Source organism: Lentibacillus juripiscarius (genome assembly GCF_042685205.1).
Classification (GTDB): domain Bacteria; phylum Bacillota; class Bacilli; order Bacillales; family Amphibacillaceae; genus Lentibacillus; species Lentibacillus juripiscarius.
Window position 1 is genome coordinate 40,554 of sequence record NZ_JBHUNA010000034.1, and the last position, 20,091, is coordinate 60,644.

Sequence of the window (20,091 nt, forward strand, 5' to 3'; positions counted from 1 at the left end):
TCACGCATCCTCTGGCAGATTCATTTGTATACAACCACATGGTCATCCTCAATCGTAACGTTGAAACGGCGTAATTTCTTTTGCGGTTCAGCCAGCATACAACCGTCATTTTTTATGTCATATTCGAGCCCATGCCACGGACAACGGAGGATTTCGCCGTCTCTAATATATTCATAGTTTCCGTGAACATCCGTCCGTTTGGTATCACCACACAAGGCCCCTTCCGAGAGCGGGGCACCCTGGTGCAGACATCGATTGGCATAGGCGTAAAATTCACCATCTTTTGTGCGGCAAATAACAATCGGAACCTTCCCTAGCGACGCACTTCTCATCTTGCCAGGATCAATATCTTCTTTTTTGCACACAACTTCCCTCATCGTTTCACACTCCCTGTCAATTGAGGCAATTTAGGATAAGAAGCCCTTGCATTTTCGGAATAAATTTTTTCCTCCAGTGTTGCATCCAGCTTAGGAAGCGCCTCAAGCGGGGAATCGTAATCCCAATGCGGGTAATCCGTTGCAAAACAGATCATATCCTCGGACCCCATCTGATCCACATACTGCATAAATTCTTTCTCGGTCATTTCTTCCACAGGCTGTGTTGTGAAACGAACATGTTCCTGCATGATGCGACTCGGCATTCGTTTGACCCAAGGAATCTCATGCCGAAGTTCTTTATACTGCTGATCCATCTTCTTCATTAAATGTGGGGCATGCGTGAATCCGCCCTCGATCATAATAAGATTCAAGCCAGGGAATTTATCAAACACACCGTTAAACACCATATTGGAGACTTCAATCATATGCGCCGTTGGCAACATGGTATGCCACTCGATGAAATAACGCGGCCAGCCCCCAAAATGGGTAGGTGGTTCATTATGGTGCATCCCAATCGATAAATTATGGCGCTCAGCTGCTTCATAAATCGGGTGATAATATGGATCTCCCCACGACCGGGTATCAATCGGCAGCAAAATTTGCACCATTTTAGGATGCGGTCCGACCCGTTCTATTTCACGAACCGCCTGCTGCGGATCCTGTGCCGCAATATGAACGGAACCATATAAACGGTCATCCTTTTCCAGCCAATTCTCAATTTGCCAATCGTTATAAGCGCTCGCTAACGCAGTTCCCATTTCATACCAGCCGTGCATCGACGACGGAGACGGATCTAAGGCACCGGTTAAAATACCGTATTCATGTCCCTCCGCGTCGAGCAACTGCTCCTGCATAAAACCGAGATCCGTCCCGGCAGCGCCCCCGTCTGGTGTTATAGCATCCGCCCGGTCAACACCGGCGACCGTTGGCTGTGTATAGGGCATATGTTTTTCCTGCATCCAATGGTTATCTGTAATATACCGTCTCCATGGATTATCTAAGTAAGGGACAAGCTCCGCATAGGTCGCCCTTTCGTGAATATCGGTGTCGATAATACGACGTTGCTTCTGCCCCTTTCTGATAGGCTTTTGCGACATTTATGATCACTCCTGTTTTATTCTTAAGGAAACATTAAATTGAATTAGTTAATCCATGCGCATGAACTAAATATAGTTTACAAAAGCCTCTAATCACTGACAAATCCGATTTCGGAAACTGAGTGACCTCAGTGAAGCTCAGTGAACTTCAGTGAAGCTCAGTGAGCTATTTCCTCCAAAATTGTGTGTGAAATTTGAAAAACATTTTTTGCATAAACTTTTAGTTGAATTTGGACAGTTTGCTCGGAACCAGAGATCTGGATCTATTTACTTTCTTTTTCCATATGATAAGCTAATCACTATACGAAATTTTTAATGATGGTATCTAGGACAAGGAATGCTTCGGCAGCTATGCATCACACAACACTAGTGCTAGTGTTAGTAAAATAGTTTAGTAGCGTTTCATTCTTTGGAGTTATGCAAAACGGATCAAATAGAAAACAGCCTAATAAAATGCACAGAGGATTCATAAACGGGGGGTTTTACATGAATATAGACACCTTTAAAATGTTTTGCTTGGTTGTTGATATGGGCAGTGTCAGTCAGGCAGCAAATTTGTCATTCGTCTCGCAGCCGGCTGTTTCCAAGCAAATACAGCATTTGGAGAGCGCATATGGCGTTCTGTTATTTGAGCGAAAGGATGGCAGGCTGTCAGTCACGAAAAACGGAGAACTACTTTACCCTTATGCAAAATCAATTGTTGATGAATACAACAGATCGCAGGAGGCTATTCAAGAAAAACGCGACTACGCCAATACAAGACTTACGATAGGAGCTAGTTTTACGATTGGAGAATACTTGCTGCCCAGTCTAATGGGAAAGTTTAAAAAGAAAAATCCCGAGATTAAATTATCTTTAACCATTAACAACACCCCCAAAATAGTAGATGAATTATCCAATGATGTGTTGGACCTTGCACTAGTTGAGGGCGTTGTTCAGAACGAAGATTTATTGGCAGAAAGTTTCGCGGATGACGAATTAGTTATGATTCATCCACCCGATCACCCCTGGAACAACCGCAAGGAAATTGACGTTGACGAGATTACTCACGAAAGAATGCTTTGGAGAGAACCAACTTCCGGAACAAGATTAATTATAGAAAAGATCCTAAAGGACCATAACGTTCTTGATAAAATGGAAAACTACATGGAATTGGGAACGACACAAGCAATTAAAAGTGCTGTTGAGTCCGGTCTTGGGGTAAGTATTGTTTCAAGATTAACGGTAGCTGAGGAAATTAAACAAGGAAGGCTTAAAGAAACTTCTATACGGGGAGCAAACTTAAAACGGGATCTATGGTTAGTGCGTAAAAACCAGCAGTTCTATAAAAATAATGTGGTTTCATTTGTTAATTTTATCAGTGATTAGGTATTCCTATTCGTTATAACCTATGATTATATGTAACTATACGCTTTCCATTTGTTTTGTTAAAGTAAAATAACAATAACGTAAAACATGGAGAGAGAGAAAAATGACCATAACGACATCAGTTGCTTTGCTTATTACAGGTATTTTGGCGGGATCTTATGGAACAGTTGTTGGAGCAGGTGGAGGTTTTATATTTGTCCCCGCCCTTTTGTTATTTTTTAACATGAAACCCGCTCTTGCTGCAGGGTCAGGACTAGTCATTGTACTTATTAATGCTTTATCAGGTGTAACAGGATATGCCAAACAAAACAGAATCGATTATAAAGCAGGTATACAAATAGGAATGGGGGCTATTCCCGGTTCTTTTATTGGTGTGTGGCTGCTCCAATTTCAATCATCCCAATCCACAGCCTTCTTTTGGATTTTTGCAACTACCCTTATATCATTAGGAATATTTTTGTTTATAAAGAATTTCCCATCGAAAAACAAAAGTAAAATTGCACAAGAAACCAAACAGAATGCTGCACATCCCATTTTAAGTAACAAATGGTTTTTACCTATTGGCGTTTTTTTAGGAATACTTTCAAGCTACTTAGGAATCGGCGGGGGATGGTTACTTGTACCAATTTTAATTTATATATTCCGCTTTCCGACACATATCGCTACCGCAACATCGATTTTTTCATTATGCCTATATACATCAACAGGTGTTTTATTGCAAATCTTCTATGACCATGTGAATTGGCTAACTGTACTATGGGGAGGATTGGGCATCATAATTGGTGCTTATATAGGTGTGCGTATATCCAAGAAAATCTCAAGTAAGGTTATCATCCAGATGCTTTCCATTCTATTAATTGTAATGGGAGTCCGTTTATATTTTGGTTAAGCTTACAGTGAAAAACACGTTAAAAATGGACACTGCCAGGATTTACAACAAAGGGCTGATGTCCGACCATAATAAATAACCCCACATATGCATTGGCAGGCGCATGGGGCTATTTAACTAACTGCCATGTGAAACGGATGGGTTCAGCTTCGAGACTAATTTCATCTAGTTATTATAAGTATACTTACTTCGGGAAGTGACAGGCGCCCGTCCTAATTGAACAGTCTATTTAGGTTAATTTCAAAAGACGTAATGGTCTTGGAAATAGCCACGTCGCCGATATTCATCAAATCAAACTGCACTTCGTTATTGTGATCTTTGGCATATAGCATTATGTGATTCTTTATGGGGTCAACAATCCAATATTCTTTGACGCCATTATTCATATAAAGATTCAATTTCGTAACCATATCGTGTGACCTGCTAGAAGGACTCAAAATTTCTATAATGAACTCAGGAGGCCCCACGTATTCACTCTCCGTAAAGTTTTCCGGATTGCAAGTAACAAATAGATCCGGAACGACTTTTTTCTTGGCTTCATCATTCGCATGATCAAATAATACATCGGTCGGAGCGGAAAATACGCTGCAATCCTTTCCCTTGAGTGAATTGTAGAGTTCTCCGTGTAAAAAAGAGGAAATTTCTTGATGCCTTATACATGGAGACGGGGACATATAAATGACGCCATCAATATACTCCAATATGTCATCCGCTTCTATCCTTAACTTCTCGAATTCTTTATAGGTACTGTGCTTTTTATTCCAAAAACACATCTAAAACACCATCCTTGTTTCAATTATGTCAATTCAAACAAAAAAAGAAACTATGTCGTATGTGTGGATCAACTTGGCACCACAAGTCAAAATCCTCGGGCTACTTGGCTGGCAGCTGGGATAATCGATTTCAAGCCGCATCGTACTATAGATGAGACCATTCTTTCTGTTGCAAAATAGAAAAAGTGTCATGCCGAACCTGTACATGACACTTTTCCCTCTCCCTATCGACAAAATCCGGGTGGTGACAGGCACCACAACGACACCATTTCACATTTTTATTTCCCGGGTAATATTTTAGGGGAATATGTCATTGGAACGGTCGTTGGAACAAAACTAGCTAACTCGAAGGTTATCAAAGATATTCAAAGTGCTCTGGGATTTTCATCTTTGTAACGTTTGACATCTTTCTTCCCCCTTGTTTATTTTTGCATGAAACTAGCTTGTCCCCTATATTATCTGACCATTATCGATAAAATCGAAAAATATAGATTGGGATTGTTGTAGAAAAAGCATTTACTAGACCCGCCATAACCTGTCTTTATCGCTTCAGTACAGGATGTGATTACAACCGTACCTGCGTCTTGTCTATGTAATCTGTCTAAAACTACGTGCTTTCCAAGGTAGGGGGCAGTACCGATAAATGACCGTTTATTCCCTATAATCGACTGCCAGATAGAAAAAGTGTCATGTTGAAACTATACATGACACTTTTTCTTTTCCCGATTCGATTGTAATAGTAAACGACACTGTAATATTAACGGGCTTCCATTTTATTCGACTGGATTCGACGAAATTCGGGTGGTGACAGGCACCTCCTAGACAGGCACCTCCTAGAAACAGGCACCCCCTACAACCCTACGCATCCAACACCATAATATGAACAGCTTTAACCGGACCGTGCACACCGACAACCATGTTCATTTCAATGTCTGCGCTGTTGCTCGGTCCGCTTATGAAGTTAATGTACGAGGACACATTCTGGCCATCCTCGACTTGTTTGTGGATCCGCTCCGTGGCTTGCGTCATCCTTTGTACAATAGAAGACTTTGGAACAATGGCCGCATACGTTGTCGGCAGCAGACTGACGGCCCGGGCGATATGTTTGTCATTAAACTGGGTAATCGTACCGGATTCCGCCAGACTCACATCACTGAACAGGAATCCGATATTGGCCGCTTTCGCGTTTTCGATATTTTCCTTGCCCTGTTCTGGATCCCACTGATGCACACCGTTTTTAGCCAATACATCCGTCAATCCGTACGTTCCAAAACGTTCATCATCCGTTGAAACCATTGGCGCTCCCCCATACGTTTCCATCACATGTTCCATCATTTCCGGGAGCTGCTGTTTCGTCGTTTCCAGGACGTGTGTATCTTTCTCCTCACTGTTTTTCTTAAATAGCCCGCAAAGTTCATCCGCTGTTTTATCCTGATACACATCCCATTGCGGCTGGTATTCCCATTCAGGAAGCGGCACGTCCGTGTTGCGCTCCCTTCCGAGCTGTTCAGCGATATGGTTTAAGAATGAATCCTTATTTTGAATCGAACCTTTAGCCATCACCGTTTCCCCCTTCCTTATGCTGCTTGAACCACTTCCGGAAATTGTCTTTACCCGGCGCTGGGAATTCCCGGATTTCCGTCCATAGTTTCATCGGACCGGGCCCTTTTGATATCGAACCGTCTTTCACGAGCGGTTTGGCAAACGTTGGTGCCCCTTTTGTTGCAACCTTGTACAAGGATGGTGTGCTTGCACCGATGCCAAAAGCTGACATGGCCGCCTTTTCACTCTTGGCCGGATAACCCTGCTCAACATAATTTTCGCGGTGCCGAATCAAATGTTCATGCAGCGGAATTTTAACCGGACAAGCCTCCGTACATGCAGCGCAAAGGCTGGATGCATAAGGAAGTTCTCCGTATTCTTCATAACCGCCGATAATCGGGGAGAGAACAGCTCCGATAGGTCCCTGGTAAATCGAACCGTACGCATGACCGCCGATATGCCGGTAAACCGGGCAAACGTTGACACAAGCGGCACAGCGGATGCAGTGCAACGCTGACTGAAATTCCGTCCCCAATGCGTTCGATCTGCCGCCGTCAACAATCACGAGGTGGAATTCACTCGGACCGTCTATACTGTCCTCTTCCAATTCAGGAGTCACATTGGTTACATACGTCGTGATTTTTTGCCCGACGGCGCTTCTGCTCAAGAGATTGACCATTACATCGAGTTCTTCCCACGACGGGACCAGTCTCTCCATCCCCATGACACTAATTTGCGTGTCGGGAAAACTTGTCACCATGTTGGCATTGCCTTCATTGGTAAGAAGGGCGACAGAACCGGATTCCGCTACACCAAAATTACAGCCAGTAATCCCGATATCTGACTGCATAAACACATCACGCAGCTGGCTCCGAGCAAAAGCGGTTAATTCTTCTGGCTTATCGGTTCCGGTGTAACCAGCCTTTTCCTGTAAGGTATCACGAATCTGTGATTTGTTTTTATGCAGAGACGGTACAACAATGTGCGACGGCCTATCCTCCTCTTCCGCTTGTAAAATATACTCCGCCAGATCGGTTTCATGCACCTGGCAGCCGACATCTTCCAGCGCCTCGTTCAGCCCGATTTCCTCTGTCACCATCGATTTCGCCTTCGTGACATTTTGGGCATTTTTTTCTTTGGCAACCTGTTGTATGTAGGCATTCGCCTCTTCCGCCGTTTTAGCAAAAAAGACATGGCCTCCCCTTTTGGCGAAGTTTTCACTCATAAGGTCAAGGTAGTAATCCAAATTTTCCAATGTATGCCGGCGTATTTCCTCCCCGGCATTGCGCCACGCTTCCCAGTCACCAATCGCTTCATCGCCCTCTGTCGCGGCAAGTTTTTTACCCCTTAAACCATCTTGTGCCGCAGCCATCGACTCTCTCATAAAGTCGTCATCCAAAGCATCGTCCACACGGTCAAAAAACGGCTTATCACCGATTTTCATTGCCATAACCATCGCCTCCTTTACGCACGAGCATTTAAAATCTGTGCAATATGTTTTACTTCGACCGGTTTCCCTTCACGGTCAATCCGTCCTTTTATATTCATCAGACACCCGCCATCAGCTGTAATCAGAACGTTCGCACCGGATTCCTCAACATGACGCACTTTTTCATCCACCATCTGCTCGGAAATCGGCCCCATTTTCACAGCAAACGTCCCGCCAAATCCGCAACAGTCATAACTGTTTTCCAGTGGCAGCAGCTCCAGTCCTTTGACGTTATTCAGCAGCTTGAACGGTGAATCCGTTTCCTTTAGTAAGCGCATCATATGGCACGATGTATGGTAGGTGGCTTTTGCCGGATAATACGCACCAACATCCTCCACCCCGAGCACATTCACGATAAACTGGGTGAGTTCATACGTTTTATCAGCAACCTTTTGCGCCCTTTCCCGCCAAGCCTCGTCTTCCTGGAATAGCCCGGGATATTCCTTAAACATTCCCGCACATGATCCGGATGGCGTCACAATATATTCCGATGCTTCGAAACTGGCAATCATTTGCTTTGCTGCTTTTTGCGCCTCTTTCCTATAGCCACTGTTGTATGCCGGCTGCCCGCAGCAAATCTGTCCCTCAGGAAAATCTATTTCACAGCCAAGCCGCTCCAACACTTCCACCATGTCCTTGGCGACGTCCTGATAGAATAACTCTCCAAGGCACGTTACAAATAATGATATTTTCATCGTCATCCTCCCCATTCAAAATTTCCTAGTTGAACGATCAGCATCTCAGCCCATACGATCAATATGCGTAAACAAATCCTGATTGACTCTTTCTAAATGATCATACATATACTTGCGTGCATTTTCAGGTTCCCTATTTTTGATAGCCTGATAGATTTGTTCATGTTCGGCATATAATTGTTCCGACCGATTCTCCGAATACAGCAGTACTTTCCTCGTTTCATATATTGTTTCAGAAATGAGATCGGACACACTAGCTATCAAATTGATGAGTAACCGGTTATGTGTTGCGTGGGCTATTGCCACGTGAAAATCCATATCGGCGCTTGATGCCAGTTCTTCGTTCCCCATCGCATTCCCCATCACTACCAGGGCCTTTTCGATTGGTATTAAATCTTCTTCTTCCAGGACTTCAGCAGCCAGTTTAGCTGTTCCCACTTCCAATACTTTTCGAAGCTCATACAGTTCTTTCACATCATCTTTCTTCATTAGAAAGGCTGTTGTGACTGGTAATGCGAATTTGGAAGGATCGAACGTCTTTACATACGTTCCTTCCCCTTGTTTCATCTCAAGAATCCCCATCGAGCGTAATCCGCTTAATGCTTCACGGACAGCGGATTTGCCAACTTCAAAATTATTCGCCAGCTGCTCAACAGATTCTAATTTATCCCCGGGCTTTAATTGCTCATTCTTTAGCATATCTATAATAGACTCCGCAATCTCTTCATAGATCTTTTTCGTTTGTATCCTCTTATAACGCATGTCGTTCAACTCCTAATCATTTGATTTCATTTTACTGAAAAAATGAAGTTGAAAAAACCCTTTAAAAGGTGAGCCTTATCAAAAAATACTTATGAAAACAAAGCCCGCAACACCAACCAGCAAACCATAAATAAAAGCCGGAATTAACGTTTTACGAATAATATCTCCTTCTTTACCGGACAAGCCTACAGCAGCACTTGCCGCAACTACATTATGTACACAGATCATATTTCCTGCACCTGCACCAATCAGCTGTGCCGCCAATACGGTATTGACATCCAGCCCTATATCCGTTGCAACATTGAATTGGATTGGAGAAAACGTTAATGTTGAAACCGTCGCACTCCCTGTGATAAAAACGCCCAGTTCCCCTAGAAAAGGTGCAACAAATATCCAAATAGAACCAAGCGAATCAGCCAAAGACTCCGCTATATATTGTGGCATGCTAACTAAATCATTCATATTCATGCCTGAGTTAACAAAGACTTGAACCATTGCCAAGGTTGCAACCAAGGAAATCGCTGTCATTTTCATAGATGATAAGGATTCTTTTGATGCCTTTGCAAATATTGTTAATGACTTGCGCTGAATGAAAATAGCAACGAAAGCAGCAAGTGTTAGGATCGTGCCAGGAGAATACAAAAACTCCCAATCTGACGTAATGCCTTCTATTCCTAAAATATTCGACCATGTAAGGTCAATCGCTGACATAGCGAAGTCTTTAAGCCATGGCACAATACGTGTGAAGAGAAGCAGGATAACGACAATAATATAAGGTGACCAAGCAGTCACAATCCCCATATCTGATTTTTCAGGGCTCTCTTGAAAATCATCGCTTAACGCCAGTTTCCATTCTGTTTTCGGCAATAACCAACCTTTTTTCGCTGTATATGTAGCGACAACCAAACCTGTCAGCGAAGCAAGAATCGATACAAACTCATGACCAACCACGGCCGCGTACAATAAAGCAGATCCTGTATACACTACGCCAATGACCAAAGTCCATGGTAAGAGAGCAAATGAATCCTTGATCCCCTTACCAAAAAAGCTCGTCAATATAGCAATTAAAATGAATGGAATAAACGTCCCTGCAAAAATGTCCATTGTTGTCACAGAGACAGCTATGTTCTGAAAAAATGTCTCCCCCGCATCAGGGATATTACTCAAACCAACCGCGACAGGTGTGCCAACAGCTCCAAAGGCGACCGCTGTACTGTCGGCTACTAATGCAATGGTTGCCGCAGCCAAAGGTCCAAAACCTAATGCAAACAATAATGGCCCGGTTACCATCGCAGGCGCTCCAAAACCTGCTGCCCCCTCAATCAATGATCCAAACAGAAAAGCAACAATGATCACTTGTACACGCATATCCCCAGAAATACTTTGAAATCCTTGATTAATTCGATCCACTGCTCCAGTTTTTTGTAGGGTCTTTAATAAAGCCAAGGCGCCAAATAATATCCATAGTATCGTTAATGCTTTATGGCCTCCCTGCAATAATGAGGATGTAACAACATTCCCCTCCATGCCCCAGACTGTCAGCGCTAACAAAATAACAATAACAGCACTAATCGACATGCCCTTAGCTGCCGGCATTCGTAATATAACCAAAAAAAGAAATGGCGCAATGATTGCACTGAAGGCTATAAGTAAATACATGAATCAGTTCCCCCCTTTTAGGTTTTAACTTCTCCTTCAAATAAAACGATTACAAAGTTAGTGATAAGGTCATCTGATGACCACACTACTAATCTGCCATATTAGCCTATTTTTTTCAATGATTTTCGACAAAAAAAAGGGGTATATTTTCGCCAACTAGATTAAATAAGCGAACAGTGCCAGGCACTGTTCGCTTATTTCGTCCGTTCGAAAAATTCGACAAAGTTCGGGTGGTGACTGGCACATACAAACAAACGGTTTTTAGTTGGAGTCCAACTCTGAAATTCTGCTTCTGAACTCCTTCAGAATGTCATATTCAGTATATCCCTCGGAAATAATGTCTTCTAGGATTCCTTCAGCGATAAAAAAAGATTTGTTTGGGTTCGTTTTCCTTTGTCGCTTGGAACGATTGGCATGGAACCTTCGAATGATAGCCTCGTTTTCTTTTTGTAGCTTTTGTTGATTGTTTGACGGTCCAACTTTAGCCAAAGGCAAATTAAGACGCCTTCTTTTCGGTTCATTCATCTTTTTATCACCACCTAATTTTAATTAAACAAAAACCCGTAAAAAGAGCATTATTACAGTATTTTGCACGGATTGTATCCATGCCTTTTTTTAGCTGGCCACCAAATATTTCCTAAGTATGCCCAGTAAATTAAGGATTTGACGTTGTTCACGGGTTATCTCTGTCCCCAGATGGAAGTATCCTTTTTAGTAGATTATTGGAATGCAAATAAATGAAGAAGTAATCGAAGTAAAAACAGGGGTGCTTTGAAGATAAATAAATTATCTATTAGCCTTAATTCGACAAAACAAACCATATTCCTGCAAAACAATAAAAAAATATTTAAAAACAGAACGCAAATCAAACCTTGTTGTATATCCACAGTATCAAACGGAAAGAAACTCAAGAAAATTTTCCATGGTCATCACCTCCTTTCGTAATCGACTGCCAAACAGAAAAAGTGCCATGCAAAACTGCACGTGACACTTTTCCTTTCCAAATACGATTGTAATAGTGAAATACGTTGGGAAAGGTCAGGTTTCATTCGACATAATTCAACAAAATCCGGGTGGTGACAGGCACTAGCCCGACAGGCACTAGCCCAATGATTTTCGACAAAAAAGGGGTATATTTTCGCTGGCTGAACTGAAGTAAACGAGAAAGAAAAAAGACAGGAAGTAAAGTTATCCTGTCTTTCCTAGCTTCTTATATTTTTCACTGCGTCTCGTGCCTCAATTGCACTATTTCGGACTCTTACTTTCTCTGAGTAAGAGAACAGTTCCTGGTACTGTTCGCTACACTATTCACTTAACTCGGGAAGTGACAAGTACCCTACCCTTTCCGTTCCCATCGGTTTAACCTTTCCATCATATCCTTATGTCGTTTTTGTTCTCTCGTCTGTCCTCTCCATTTCGTAATTTTCCCGGGTACTGGATAAATATTTGTTTTCTTACTGTCAAGTTCTGATCCTTTTTCATCTGACATAGCTTCGGTCTCCTCAATTATTAATTTAATTATTATATCCTATGCCGGGTGGAAAAAATTATATACATCAAAACGTTAAAAAGCCCTCCGGAAATAACCTTTCCTAGAGGGCTTTTAATTTATAGTTGTTTTAATGCTTATGGCGCAGCTTTTCCATATTTTTTGTATAAATTGTTTTTGATGCCTCATCTAACTTTGTCGTTGGGATGTTTCGCTTATTTGAAAGTTCAAATAAAGGAGTTGCATTCTCTTGTGATCGGTTTGTTCGAAATCCTGGATTTGCGGATCCCTGTATCGCTCTACTAGACTGTTTTGATTTCCGACTACCTGCATCTCTCAAATTTTTTGGTTGAATTTTTGTATCTATTTCATCCATGAGAATCCCCCCCTTTTATTTCACCTAATATAATTATACCCGATAATGATCATCAATAACAACAAGTTAGTAATCTCAGATTTACCATCCCTTTATAATCGTTTGTGGTAATTGGTTAGTTGGGATAAACCGCGGAACCTTCTTCAAGGCGCTAATTGAACCAATTCTGAGAAATAATTTAATTTATCCTGCTGGTTTTCAGCCATCAAATCATTCTTTTGTATGTATTCTTTAATGTCATCATGTGATCCAAACTCTGTTTTCCATATCTTTCTTATGGTTGGAATGGAAAACACAGCAATATCTACAAATATTATCACCGCCGCCCCCATTAATAAATACTGCCAGTCGCCCTTATCAATGAGTTGAAAAAATGCTAGTCCCCCTACCATTATTGCAATCGGATCTTCTGGTAGCTAATCCCCTACTTATCTTTCTGGGTTTCCTTGAAATATTGAAGTAGGGGGTCTTGCTGCCCGTTAAGGAGGGATAAGTGACCGTTTGTTTTCTATAATCGACTACCAAACAGAAAAAGTGTCATGCTGACTTGTACATGACACTTTTTCTTCTCCCGAATCGATTGTAGTAGTGACACAATATTTAAAGGTGGGCTTTTATTTCATTCGACAAGATTCGACGAAATTCGGGTGGTGACAGGCACCTCAATTCCAATTCCGCGGAATAGCTTCTTCCCATGTTTTGCGGAATATTTCTTCTCCATTTAGCAGTGCGACCATGGTGTTGGTCAAATAAAACGATGTGGCGTCGCTGGACATAGTACTGTCAGTGAGCAATTTGGTATCCCAATCATCACGGCCAACAGTCAGTTCCCATTCACATCGAATATTGGCTGATAGCGGATCGCCGGATGATATCGTGAACGTATTTTTGTTTTTACTGCCATGCCGGATTCCGTTCATCGGCAATAAACGTTCTCCCTCATCCGAAAAATCTTTTAATTGCCAAGTATCGGTTACCGTATCATGCACAACATCACGCGTTCTTTGTTCCGCTCGCAAAATTTCCCTGTCGATTACTTTGGCGGTTTCCGGATTTTCAAATGAAACTTGAGCATCCGCCTCCGGTCTTGAAGTGCGTACCGGTAATGACAAATTCGTTCCTTCACCAGTCAGCACATTCAATGTAACCGGTTCAGGGGATGGCCATGCCTGTGGCCAATACGTTGGTGCCACCGAAAGTTCCAGTCGGTGTCCAGCCGGAATATTCTGTCCGAGTGCATCCAACTTAACCGTTGCTTCATAAACGTCGCCAGGCTCGAGTGCCTCCGGGTGTTCATGGGAATGAAGATGGTTAAGATTAAGCATGCCCCAGCTGATTAACGTCAATTCGCCTGTCGGTGCCTTATCGCAAAGCTTGACCGCTACAAGCGCATTTGGCTGATCGGAAGTGAACGTCATGTGGAATGTCGGTTCACCGAGCAAATCGACGCTTTCCTCAAATGGATCCGTTGTAAATACAACCGTTTTACCATTTTCCAAACGTTGGTCTGCAGGTAAATCCCCCGGCTCCCCAAAAGGACAATAGACACCCGCATACATCCCATGTTCCTGGACACTCGGCACAACAACGGCTTGCTCGTCCGACACACGATTTTGCAATCTGCCATCTCCGCTCGGCCAAAAATATTTTTCAGTTACCTGTGCGGATGGCCAGCTCTCATCAGCAACCCATTTTCCTGGTCGTTCATCGTAATTCACTTGCGGCAGTTCACTGTTTTGAATCCATGAGATTAATTTCGGATCATCTTTTACCCCGGTGTCCACGCCTTTCAGCCATTGATCCCACCAGCGCAGGCATTCCTGCAAAAATCCAATTGCCGGTTCAGGGGTGGCAACCTCAGGAAATTCATGTGCCCATGGTCCAATCAGTCCTTTCGCATAGGGGAGGTTTTCCAATAGACGGAACACCCTATCTGTATAGCCGTCCTGCCAGCCGCTCACTGTAAATACCGGAATATCAACCTTGGAATAATCTTCACAAATCGAACCATGCTTCCAGTAGGCATCTCTCGCCTGATGACGCATCCATTCATGAACATAAGGCGTCGTGTTTAAACGCTCCAGCCAATTATCTTTCCAGCTTTCCCCCACCACTTCCGGGTCCTGGGGTCTTGCACTGTAGGCAAACATCGTGGATGCCCACCACAGCATATCGGAAGCCAATATATTGCCACCACGGTAATGGACATCATCCGCATAACGGTCATCCGTGGAACATAATGAAATGACTGCTTTTAAAGCCGGATGCTGACGGGCGGCAATTTGCAAGCCATTAAAACCGCCCCAGGATTTGCCGATCATACCAACATCTCCAGTGGCCCATGACTGCTTGCCGATCCAGTCAAATACTTCCAGAGCATCGTCTTGTTCCTGTTTTAAATATTCATCCGGCAAATGGCCATCCGAGTTGCCAGTACCCCGGATGTCCACTCGAATACTGGCGTAACCATGACCGGCAAAGTAAGGATGCCGGATGGAATCGCGTATTGCGGTGAAATCATCCTTTCGGTAAGGCAAATATTCCAAAATTGCCGGAACCGGATTCGTTTCCGCATCAACCGGCAGCCAAATGGTTGCGGCAAGGCGACTGCCGTCTGACAGTGGAATCCATACATGATCTATTTTTTTGATTTCTCTTGGAAAATCCGTCTTAATTGTTCTGTGGTCTGAATCTGCTACGTTAAAAACCATAAATGTTTCAACCCCTCCAAAAATACTGTCGATGTTCCCAGCGATCATCGATAGAAGCCAGGAGTAACCCCAATTGTTTAACCACGTCCATATTCGTACGTAATCAAGTGTTTTTTCTCCGGAACGACAACATCGATGATACTTCTCCTAATAAAATACATGGTTTGTTTTGCCGCTTCTTCTTTTGTATAGCTTTTCCTGAGGTTAAGCAAATTCATCATCATGCCAGTCCAAATGACCATCGTTAAATCAGCGATGTATTCAAGGTCTGCTTCTTTAATAAATCCTTCGTCAGTTGTCTTATGAATGAATAATGCGCTTCTTTTTGCAATATCGTGATGCGTAATAATGGATTGTACCTCGTCTGATAAGTCAATCAGCTCATTTGCATAAACCTCATAATACATCTTCATCATTTCTTCAGGAATCACACCGAGATTTTCAATGTACAAAAGATAGTAAACCTCTGGAAGTTCAAAAGAATGACGGCAAAAACATTCCCACACGTACAACCATTTTTCAACGGTATTATTGCCTTTTTCCATGTAATTGGGCAAATCGTGTACATATGCAGTGGTATAACGCATCGCCGCAAAAAACTTCAAATGAGACAGGTCCCGAAAATAATTATAAGCAGTTGAACTCGTATACCCAGCCCGATCAGCAATTTCTCTTATTTTAATATTATTCAGGCCCTTTTCCTCCATTAATTCCGATGCCGCATCCAGAAAATATCGCCACATTCGGGCTGTCTGAATCTTTTTCCTTTCGTTTGCCATCACTAATTTTCCCTCCCAGCTTCCGTTTACATAGGCACCGACATATGATCAGGACATACTCAGGCAAGTCGCTTTTTCGTTTTGCGTTCAACTGTCCCTAGTGCCAAATCGGCAATAATTGCGATAAGCGTAGCTGGAATGGCTCCAGCATAAATTTTGACATCAGATTGCAAACTAATCCCTGAAACAATCTCCTTACCAAGTCCACCAGCTCCAATATAAGGGCCAATAGTTGCTACCGAAATCGCGATAACTGCAGCCAGACGCAATCCCGCCATCAAGTAAGGAATAGATAAGGGGAATTGTATCTTAGCCAGCAGCTGCAACGGCGTCATACCAATACCTACTCCGGATTCAATGACGCTATCATCCACTTCCCTGATACCAACATACGTATTTTTAACGATTGGTAAAAGAGAATAGAGAAACAGTCCTATGACAATGGTTTTGAACCCAAACCCAAGATAAAGCATCAGAATCGCCAGCATGGCAAGGCTCGGTATCAACTGTAAAACGTTCGTAATTGAAATGATAATCGGAGCTAATCGTTCAAACCGTGCCGCTAGTATGCCAAGAGGAACACCGACAACAAGGGAAAGCCCGATACCATAAACAACCATCAGAATATGTTCCAGTGTTAGCATCAGTAATTCATTGTAATTCTCAGCCATATATGTGACTAATTCAGTGATAAAAGTCATCAGCATCACCTTTCCCCATTAATCAAGCATTCCTTTTTCCTGCAGAAATTCTTTAGCCACTTCCTTTATTTCACGTTTTTCAATATCCACTTCATAAATCATATCCGTCATTTCTTTTGTACTAACCGTATCAACGAGTGACTTAAGAACATCATTAATCTTATCATGCTCGTCTACAACGTCATTCGCCGCTACAAGGGATGCTTCATAGGGCGGGAAGAAATTCTTGGTATCTTCTAACACCTTCAGATCATATTCCTTTAATTGCGGATCAACTGTATAAACGGTAACGACATCCAATTCCCCATTGTCGATCCCTTCGTACATAAGCGCAACATCCATACCACGTGCATCGCCAAACTCATAACCATATGTTTTTTTGAAGCCGCTGTAGCCGTCGTTGTCACGTTCAATCCAAGCGTTGTCTGTTCCAAGTGTCAAAGAATCAGCGTATTCGCCTAGTTCAGTTAACGTGTTCACATCATTTTTCTCTAAAAATTTACGCTTTGCAGCAATGCTATAGTTGTTGACGTAACCTAACGGGTCATACCATTTAATGTCATATTCTTTACCAAAGAACTTCTGTGCCTGCTTCAGCGTTTTGTCCGGATCAGTCGAATATTCAACGTCGTCAAAGTAGTTATTGTACACTTCACCGGAAAACAAACTGGCAAAATCAAACTCGTCACGTTCGAATCCCGCAAAAATCTGCGGACTCGCCGGTAAATCTTCAACAATTTCGATTTCATGATCCGTTCTGTCTTCCACAAGCAGCTTTAAAAGTCGGACATTAATTTTCGAGTCAGTATTTTTAGCAGAAGCAGCTGTGAACACTTTACCACCATCGGCCGAAGTCTTATCACCACAGCCGGCTACAATGGCCAGCAGCAATACCAATCCAACGAGAAATAGTTTTCTGAATGTCATCATTATTCTCTCCTTATATGTTTTTAGGAATAAGCAAATACTTTTTCAATCCTACCTAGTGCAAGATCAAGTAAAATCGCTATAATAATCGCTAGAAATGTTCCCGTGAAAATCATAAATGTATCGTTATAGCCGATACCTGCCAAGATAAGGTCACCCAATCCACCAGCACCGATTAATGCCGCCAGGGTCGTCCAGCTGATAATATACACGGATGTAACCCGAACACCCGACATAACATAAGGCAGTGCAACAGGCAATTCAACTTTAAACAAACGCTCAAATGTCCCGAAACCCATCCCTTTGGCAGCCTCGATGATTTCCGGGTCAACCGAATTCATACCAGCATAGGTGTTTCGAAGCAGCGGCAATAACGAATAGAGGAACAAGGCAACGACTGCCGGAACAAAGCCAATACCAAGTAATGGAATGACGATTGCCAATAAAGCAATAGTCGGTATCGTCTGGAAAACATTTGCGATATTAAAGATGATGGTTTTGATTGGTTCGTTTTTCACTTTCGTCATATAAATCGCTAGCGGTACCGAAAATAAAACCGATAGTACAATAACCGTCAACGCAATAATGATATGCTCATTCATATACGCCAAAATGGACGAATAATCTTCGCTCAAGTAAGTAATATATTCCTGAAAGAGTGTCAATTACTGATCACCACGTTCGGTTTCAGACATCCATGAAGTAACTTATACGGGTCAAGGGTTCCCACCAGTTGACCGTCTGAGGCAATAACCGGTGTTGTCGTATAGACACCGTTCAATTGTTTGATAACTTGTTCGGTTTCAGTCCCGTTTTTGATTGTTTGGGTGTCCGTATCAAGCAGGTCAGACAATTTTTCATCCTTATTAGCTAAAGCATGATATAGATTAATAGAACCGTGATAAATACCTCCTTCTGTTTCAACAGGGATGTCAGTAACTTTGTGGGCAGTCATTTGCTCAATGGCGTCGGCAGTCGAACAATCTTTCTGAATGGAAACAAATGACCTTGATATAAAATTATCCAAAGAAGGCAATTTCATTTCCTCTGCCAAACGTTTTTCGCCGATAAAATCTTTCACAAAGTCGTCCGCTGGATTAGCGATAATTTCCTTTGGCGAACCTTTTTGAACGATTTGGCCATCTTTCATTAAGATAATTTGATCGGCTATTTTGAGTGCCTCATCCATATCATGTGTAACAAATATAATGGTTTTATTAATTTCGGTTTGGAGGCGAAGTAGTTCATCCTGCAGTTGTTCCCTGCTAATAGGGTCCAATGCACTGAATGGCTCGTCCATCAAAATAATGGATGGCTCTGCAGCAAGTGCACGAATAACACCAATACGCTGCTGCTGACCGCCACTGAGTTCGGATGGGTAGCGATTCATGTAGGTCTGGGGATCAAGGTTAACGAGTTCCAATAATTCTACGACACGTTCCTCAATTCTTTCTTTCGGCCATTTGAGTAATTTTGGTACCGCGGCCACATTATTGTAAATAGTCATGTGCGGAAACAACCCTATGTTTTGAATAACAAATCCCATTTGCCGGCGTAATTCAATCGGATTGACATCTTTGATATTCGTTCCGTCGAGCATAATCTCCCCATCTGTATAATCCACAAGTCGATTGAGAAGCTTCATTGTCGTTGTCTTCCCGCAGCCACTTGGGCCTATCAATACGTTAATTTTTCCGTCCTCAAACGCCAAATCAATGTTCTTTAAAGCTTGAAAACCATCTTCATAAACTTTCTCGATATTTTTAAGTTCAATCAAGTGAATCCCCCTTATTAAGTCTTTGGCATACGAAAAATGACATTCCACCTGTTTCAGACAGCCTTCATTAAAATTTTAATCTCTTTCATTGCAAAGCAATCTGTTAAACAGCATTCAAAACATCAAATTATCTAACTCACAAGGTAGTTTCGTGGATGTGACTCCCTGCATGCCGATGTTTTTTCTAGCCAGCTCAGAATACATCGTTCATATCGTGAACATGTTTTTTTAAAGAACATGTTCATATAAATCAGCCTAATAAAACCACGAAAATCTGTCAAGGTGACATCCGTGGTAGAAACGCCTCCATCCCTTGCACGACAGAGGGTCTAATGAAATTAAAAAAATTTAAACTGTCTAAAAATATGGGACGCGGGGACGGGTTCATCGTCTTAGTTAGTAGGATGCTGAACAAAGAGCCTGCGTTCCTGCCCAGATGGACAAAAACGCAGCATTGTTTAAATGGGCTATTAATATAATCGCCTATCAAACAGAAAAAATGTCATGCAAAAACTGCACATGACACTTTTTCTTTTCCAAATACGATTGTAATAGTGAAATACCTTGGGAAAGGTCAGATTTTATTCGACACAAACCGACAAAATTCGGGTGGTGACAGCGTATAATGCAAAATAAGTCAAGCACCGTTTTTATTTAAAAATGGGTAACTTTAACTTAGC

At 42.4% G+C, this 20,091-nt stretch carries 20 protein-coding genes; 2 read left to right on the forward strand and 18 right to left on the reverse strand.

What is annotated here, in order from left to right:
• Nucleotides 1–20: 20 nt before the first annotated feature.
• Both ACFSUO_RS14025 and ACFSUO_RS14030 read right to left on the reverse strand, forming a co-directional pair.
• Nucleotides 21–377, reverse strand: coding sequence for a Rieske (2Fe-2S) protein (locus ACFSUO_RS14025; protein WP_382395164.1), 357 nt, complete (start codon nt 375–377; stop codon nt 21–23).
• Nucleotides 374–1,474, reverse strand: a complete 1,101-nt coding sequence (locus ACFSUO_RS14030; RefSeq protein WP_382395166.1) for an amidohydrolase family protein — start codon at nt 1,472–1,474, stop codon at nt 374–376. The genes ACFSUO_RS14025 and ACFSUO_RS14030 overlap by 4 nt, the downstream gene beginning before the upstream one ends.
• Before the next feature lie 486 nt (nt 1,475–1,960).
• Between ACFSUO_RS14030 and ACFSUO_RS14035 the strand changes: the two genes are divergently transcribed.
• Nucleotides 1,961–2,842, forward strand: a complete 882-nt coding sequence (locus ACFSUO_RS14035) for a LysR family transcriptional regulator (RefSeq protein ID WP_382395168.1) — start codon at nt 1,961–1,963, stop codon at nt 2,840–2,842.
• Between the two features lie 103 nt (nt 2,843–2,945).
• On the forward strand, nt 2,946–3,731 hold the full coding sequence (locus tag ACFSUO_RS14040; protein WP_382395170.1) for a sulfite exporter TauE/SafE family protein: 786 nt from the start codon (nt 2,946–2,948) through the stop codon (nt 3,729–3,731).
• A 212-nt stretch (nt 3,732–3,943) separates the two neighbouring features.
• On the opposite strand, the gene ACFSUO_RS14045 is transcribed toward ACFSUO_RS14040, so the two are convergent.
• The 16 genes from ACFSUO_RS14045 to ACFSUO_RS14120 form a co-directional block, all read right to left on the reverse strand.
• Nucleotides 3,944–4,504 carry a Uma2 family endonuclease gene (locus tag ACFSUO_RS14045; RefSeq protein ID WP_382395172.1) on the reverse strand — a complete coding sequence of 187 codons (561 nt, stop codon included), beginning with the start codon at nt 4,502–4,504 and terminating at the stop codon, nt 3,944–3,946.
• Between the two features lie 858 nt (nt 4,505–5,362).
• The gene (locus ACFSUO_RS14050; protein ID WP_382395174.1) at nt 5,363–6,064 is read right to left on the reverse strand and encodes a LutC/YkgG family protein; all 702 of its coding nucleotides are present in this window, start codon (nt 6,062–6,064) and stop codon (nt 5,363–5,365) included.
• Nucleotides 6,057–7,496, reverse strand: coding sequence for a LutB/LldF family L-lactate oxidation iron-sulfur protein (locus tag ACFSUO_RS14055; protein WP_382395176.1), 1,440 nt, complete (start codon nt 7,494–7,496; stop codon nt 6,057–6,059). Before ACFSUO_RS14055 ends, ACFSUO_RS14050 begins: the two co-directional genes overlap by 8 nt.
• A 14-nt stretch (nt 7,497–7,510) precedes the next feature.
• On the reverse strand, nt 7,511–8,230 hold the full coding sequence (locus ACFSUO_RS14060) for a (Fe-S)-binding protein (protein ID WP_382395178.1): 720 nt from the start codon (nt 8,228–8,230) through the stop codon (nt 7,511–7,513).
• 45 nt (nt 8,231–8,275) lie between these two features.
• On the reverse strand, nt 8,276–8,992 hold the full coding sequence (locus tag ACFSUO_RS14065) for a FadR/GntR family transcriptional regulator (protein WP_382395180.1): 717 nt from the start codon (nt 8,990–8,992) through the stop codon (nt 8,276–8,278).
• A gap of 78 nt (nt 8,993–9,070) precedes the next feature.
• Complete coding sequence (locus ACFSUO_RS14070) at nt 9,071–10,651, reverse strand: L-lactate permease (protein WP_382395182.1); 1,581 nt, start codon at nt 10,649–10,651, stop codon at nt 9,071–9,073.
• Nucleotides 10,652–10,912: 261 nt separating this feature from the next.
• Nucleotides 10,913–11,176 (reverse strand): hypothetical protein, encoded by a 264-nt coding sequence (locus ACFSUO_RS14075; RefSeq protein ID WP_382395184.1) that lies wholly within the window; start codon nt 11,174–11,176, stop codon nt 10,913–10,915.
• A gap of 811 nt (nt 11,177–11,987) precedes the next feature.
• Nucleotides 11,988–12,140 carry a hypothetical protein gene (locus tag ACFSUO_RS14080; protein ID WP_382395186.1) on the reverse strand — a complete coding sequence of 51 codons (153 nt, stop codon included), beginning with the start codon at nt 12,138–12,140 and terminating at the stop codon, nt 11,988–11,990.
• A 130-nt stretch (nt 12,141–12,270) separates the two neighbouring features.
• Nucleotides 12,271–12,516: a hypothetical protein gene (locus tag ACFSUO_RS14085; protein WP_382395188.1), complete on the reverse strand. Its 246-nt coding sequence runs from the start codon at nt 12,514–12,516 to the stop codon at nt 12,271–12,273.
• 143 nt (nt 12,517–12,659) lie between these two features.
• Nucleotides 12,660–12,908: a type II toxin-antitoxin system SpoIISA family toxin gene (locus ACFSUO_RS14090; protein ID WP_382395190.1), complete on the reverse strand. Its 249-nt coding sequence runs from the start codon at nt 12,906–12,908 to the stop codon at nt 12,660–12,662.
• A gap of 270 nt (nt 12,909–13,178) precedes the next feature.
• Nucleotides 13,179–15,227 carry a CocE/NonD family hydrolase gene (locus ACFSUO_RS14095; RefSeq protein ID WP_382395202.1) on the reverse strand — a complete coding sequence of 683 codons (2,049 nt, stop codon included), beginning with the start codon at nt 15,225–15,227 and terminating at the stop codon, nt 13,179–13,181.
• 77 nt (nt 15,228–15,304) lie between these two features.
• On the reverse strand, nt 15,305–16,006 hold the full coding sequence (locus tag ACFSUO_RS14100; protein WP_382395204.1) for a TetR/AcrR family transcriptional regulator: 702 nt from the start codon (nt 16,004–16,006) through the stop codon (nt 15,305–15,307).
• Nucleotides 16,007–16,065: 59 nt separating this feature from the next.
• Nucleotides 16,066–16,677 (reverse strand): ABC transporter permease, encoded by a 612-nt coding sequence (locus tag ACFSUO_RS14105; protein ID WP_382395192.1) that lies wholly within the window; start codon nt 16,675–16,677, stop codon nt 16,066–16,068.
• Between the two features lie 48 nt (nt 16,678–16,725).
• Nucleotides 16,726–17,634, reverse strand: coding sequence for an ABC transporter substrate-binding protein (locus ACFSUO_RS14110; RefSeq protein ID WP_382395194.1), 909 nt, complete (start codon nt 17,632–17,634; stop codon nt 16,726–16,728).
• A 23-nt stretch (nt 17,635–17,657) separates the two neighbouring features.
• Complete coding sequence (locus tag ACFSUO_RS14115) at nt 17,658–18,299, reverse strand: ABC transporter permease (protein ID WP_382395196.1); 642 nt, start codon at nt 18,297–18,299, stop codon at nt 17,658–17,660.
• Nucleotides 18,296–19,411, reverse strand: a complete 1,116-nt coding sequence (locus tag ACFSUO_RS14120) for an ABC transporter ATP-binding protein (RefSeq protein ID WP_382395198.1) — start codon at nt 19,409–19,411, stop codon at nt 18,296–18,298. Before ACFSUO_RS14120 ends, ACFSUO_RS14115 begins: the two co-directional genes overlap by 4 nt.
• Between the last annotated feature and the right edge of the window lie 680 nt (nt 19,412–20,091).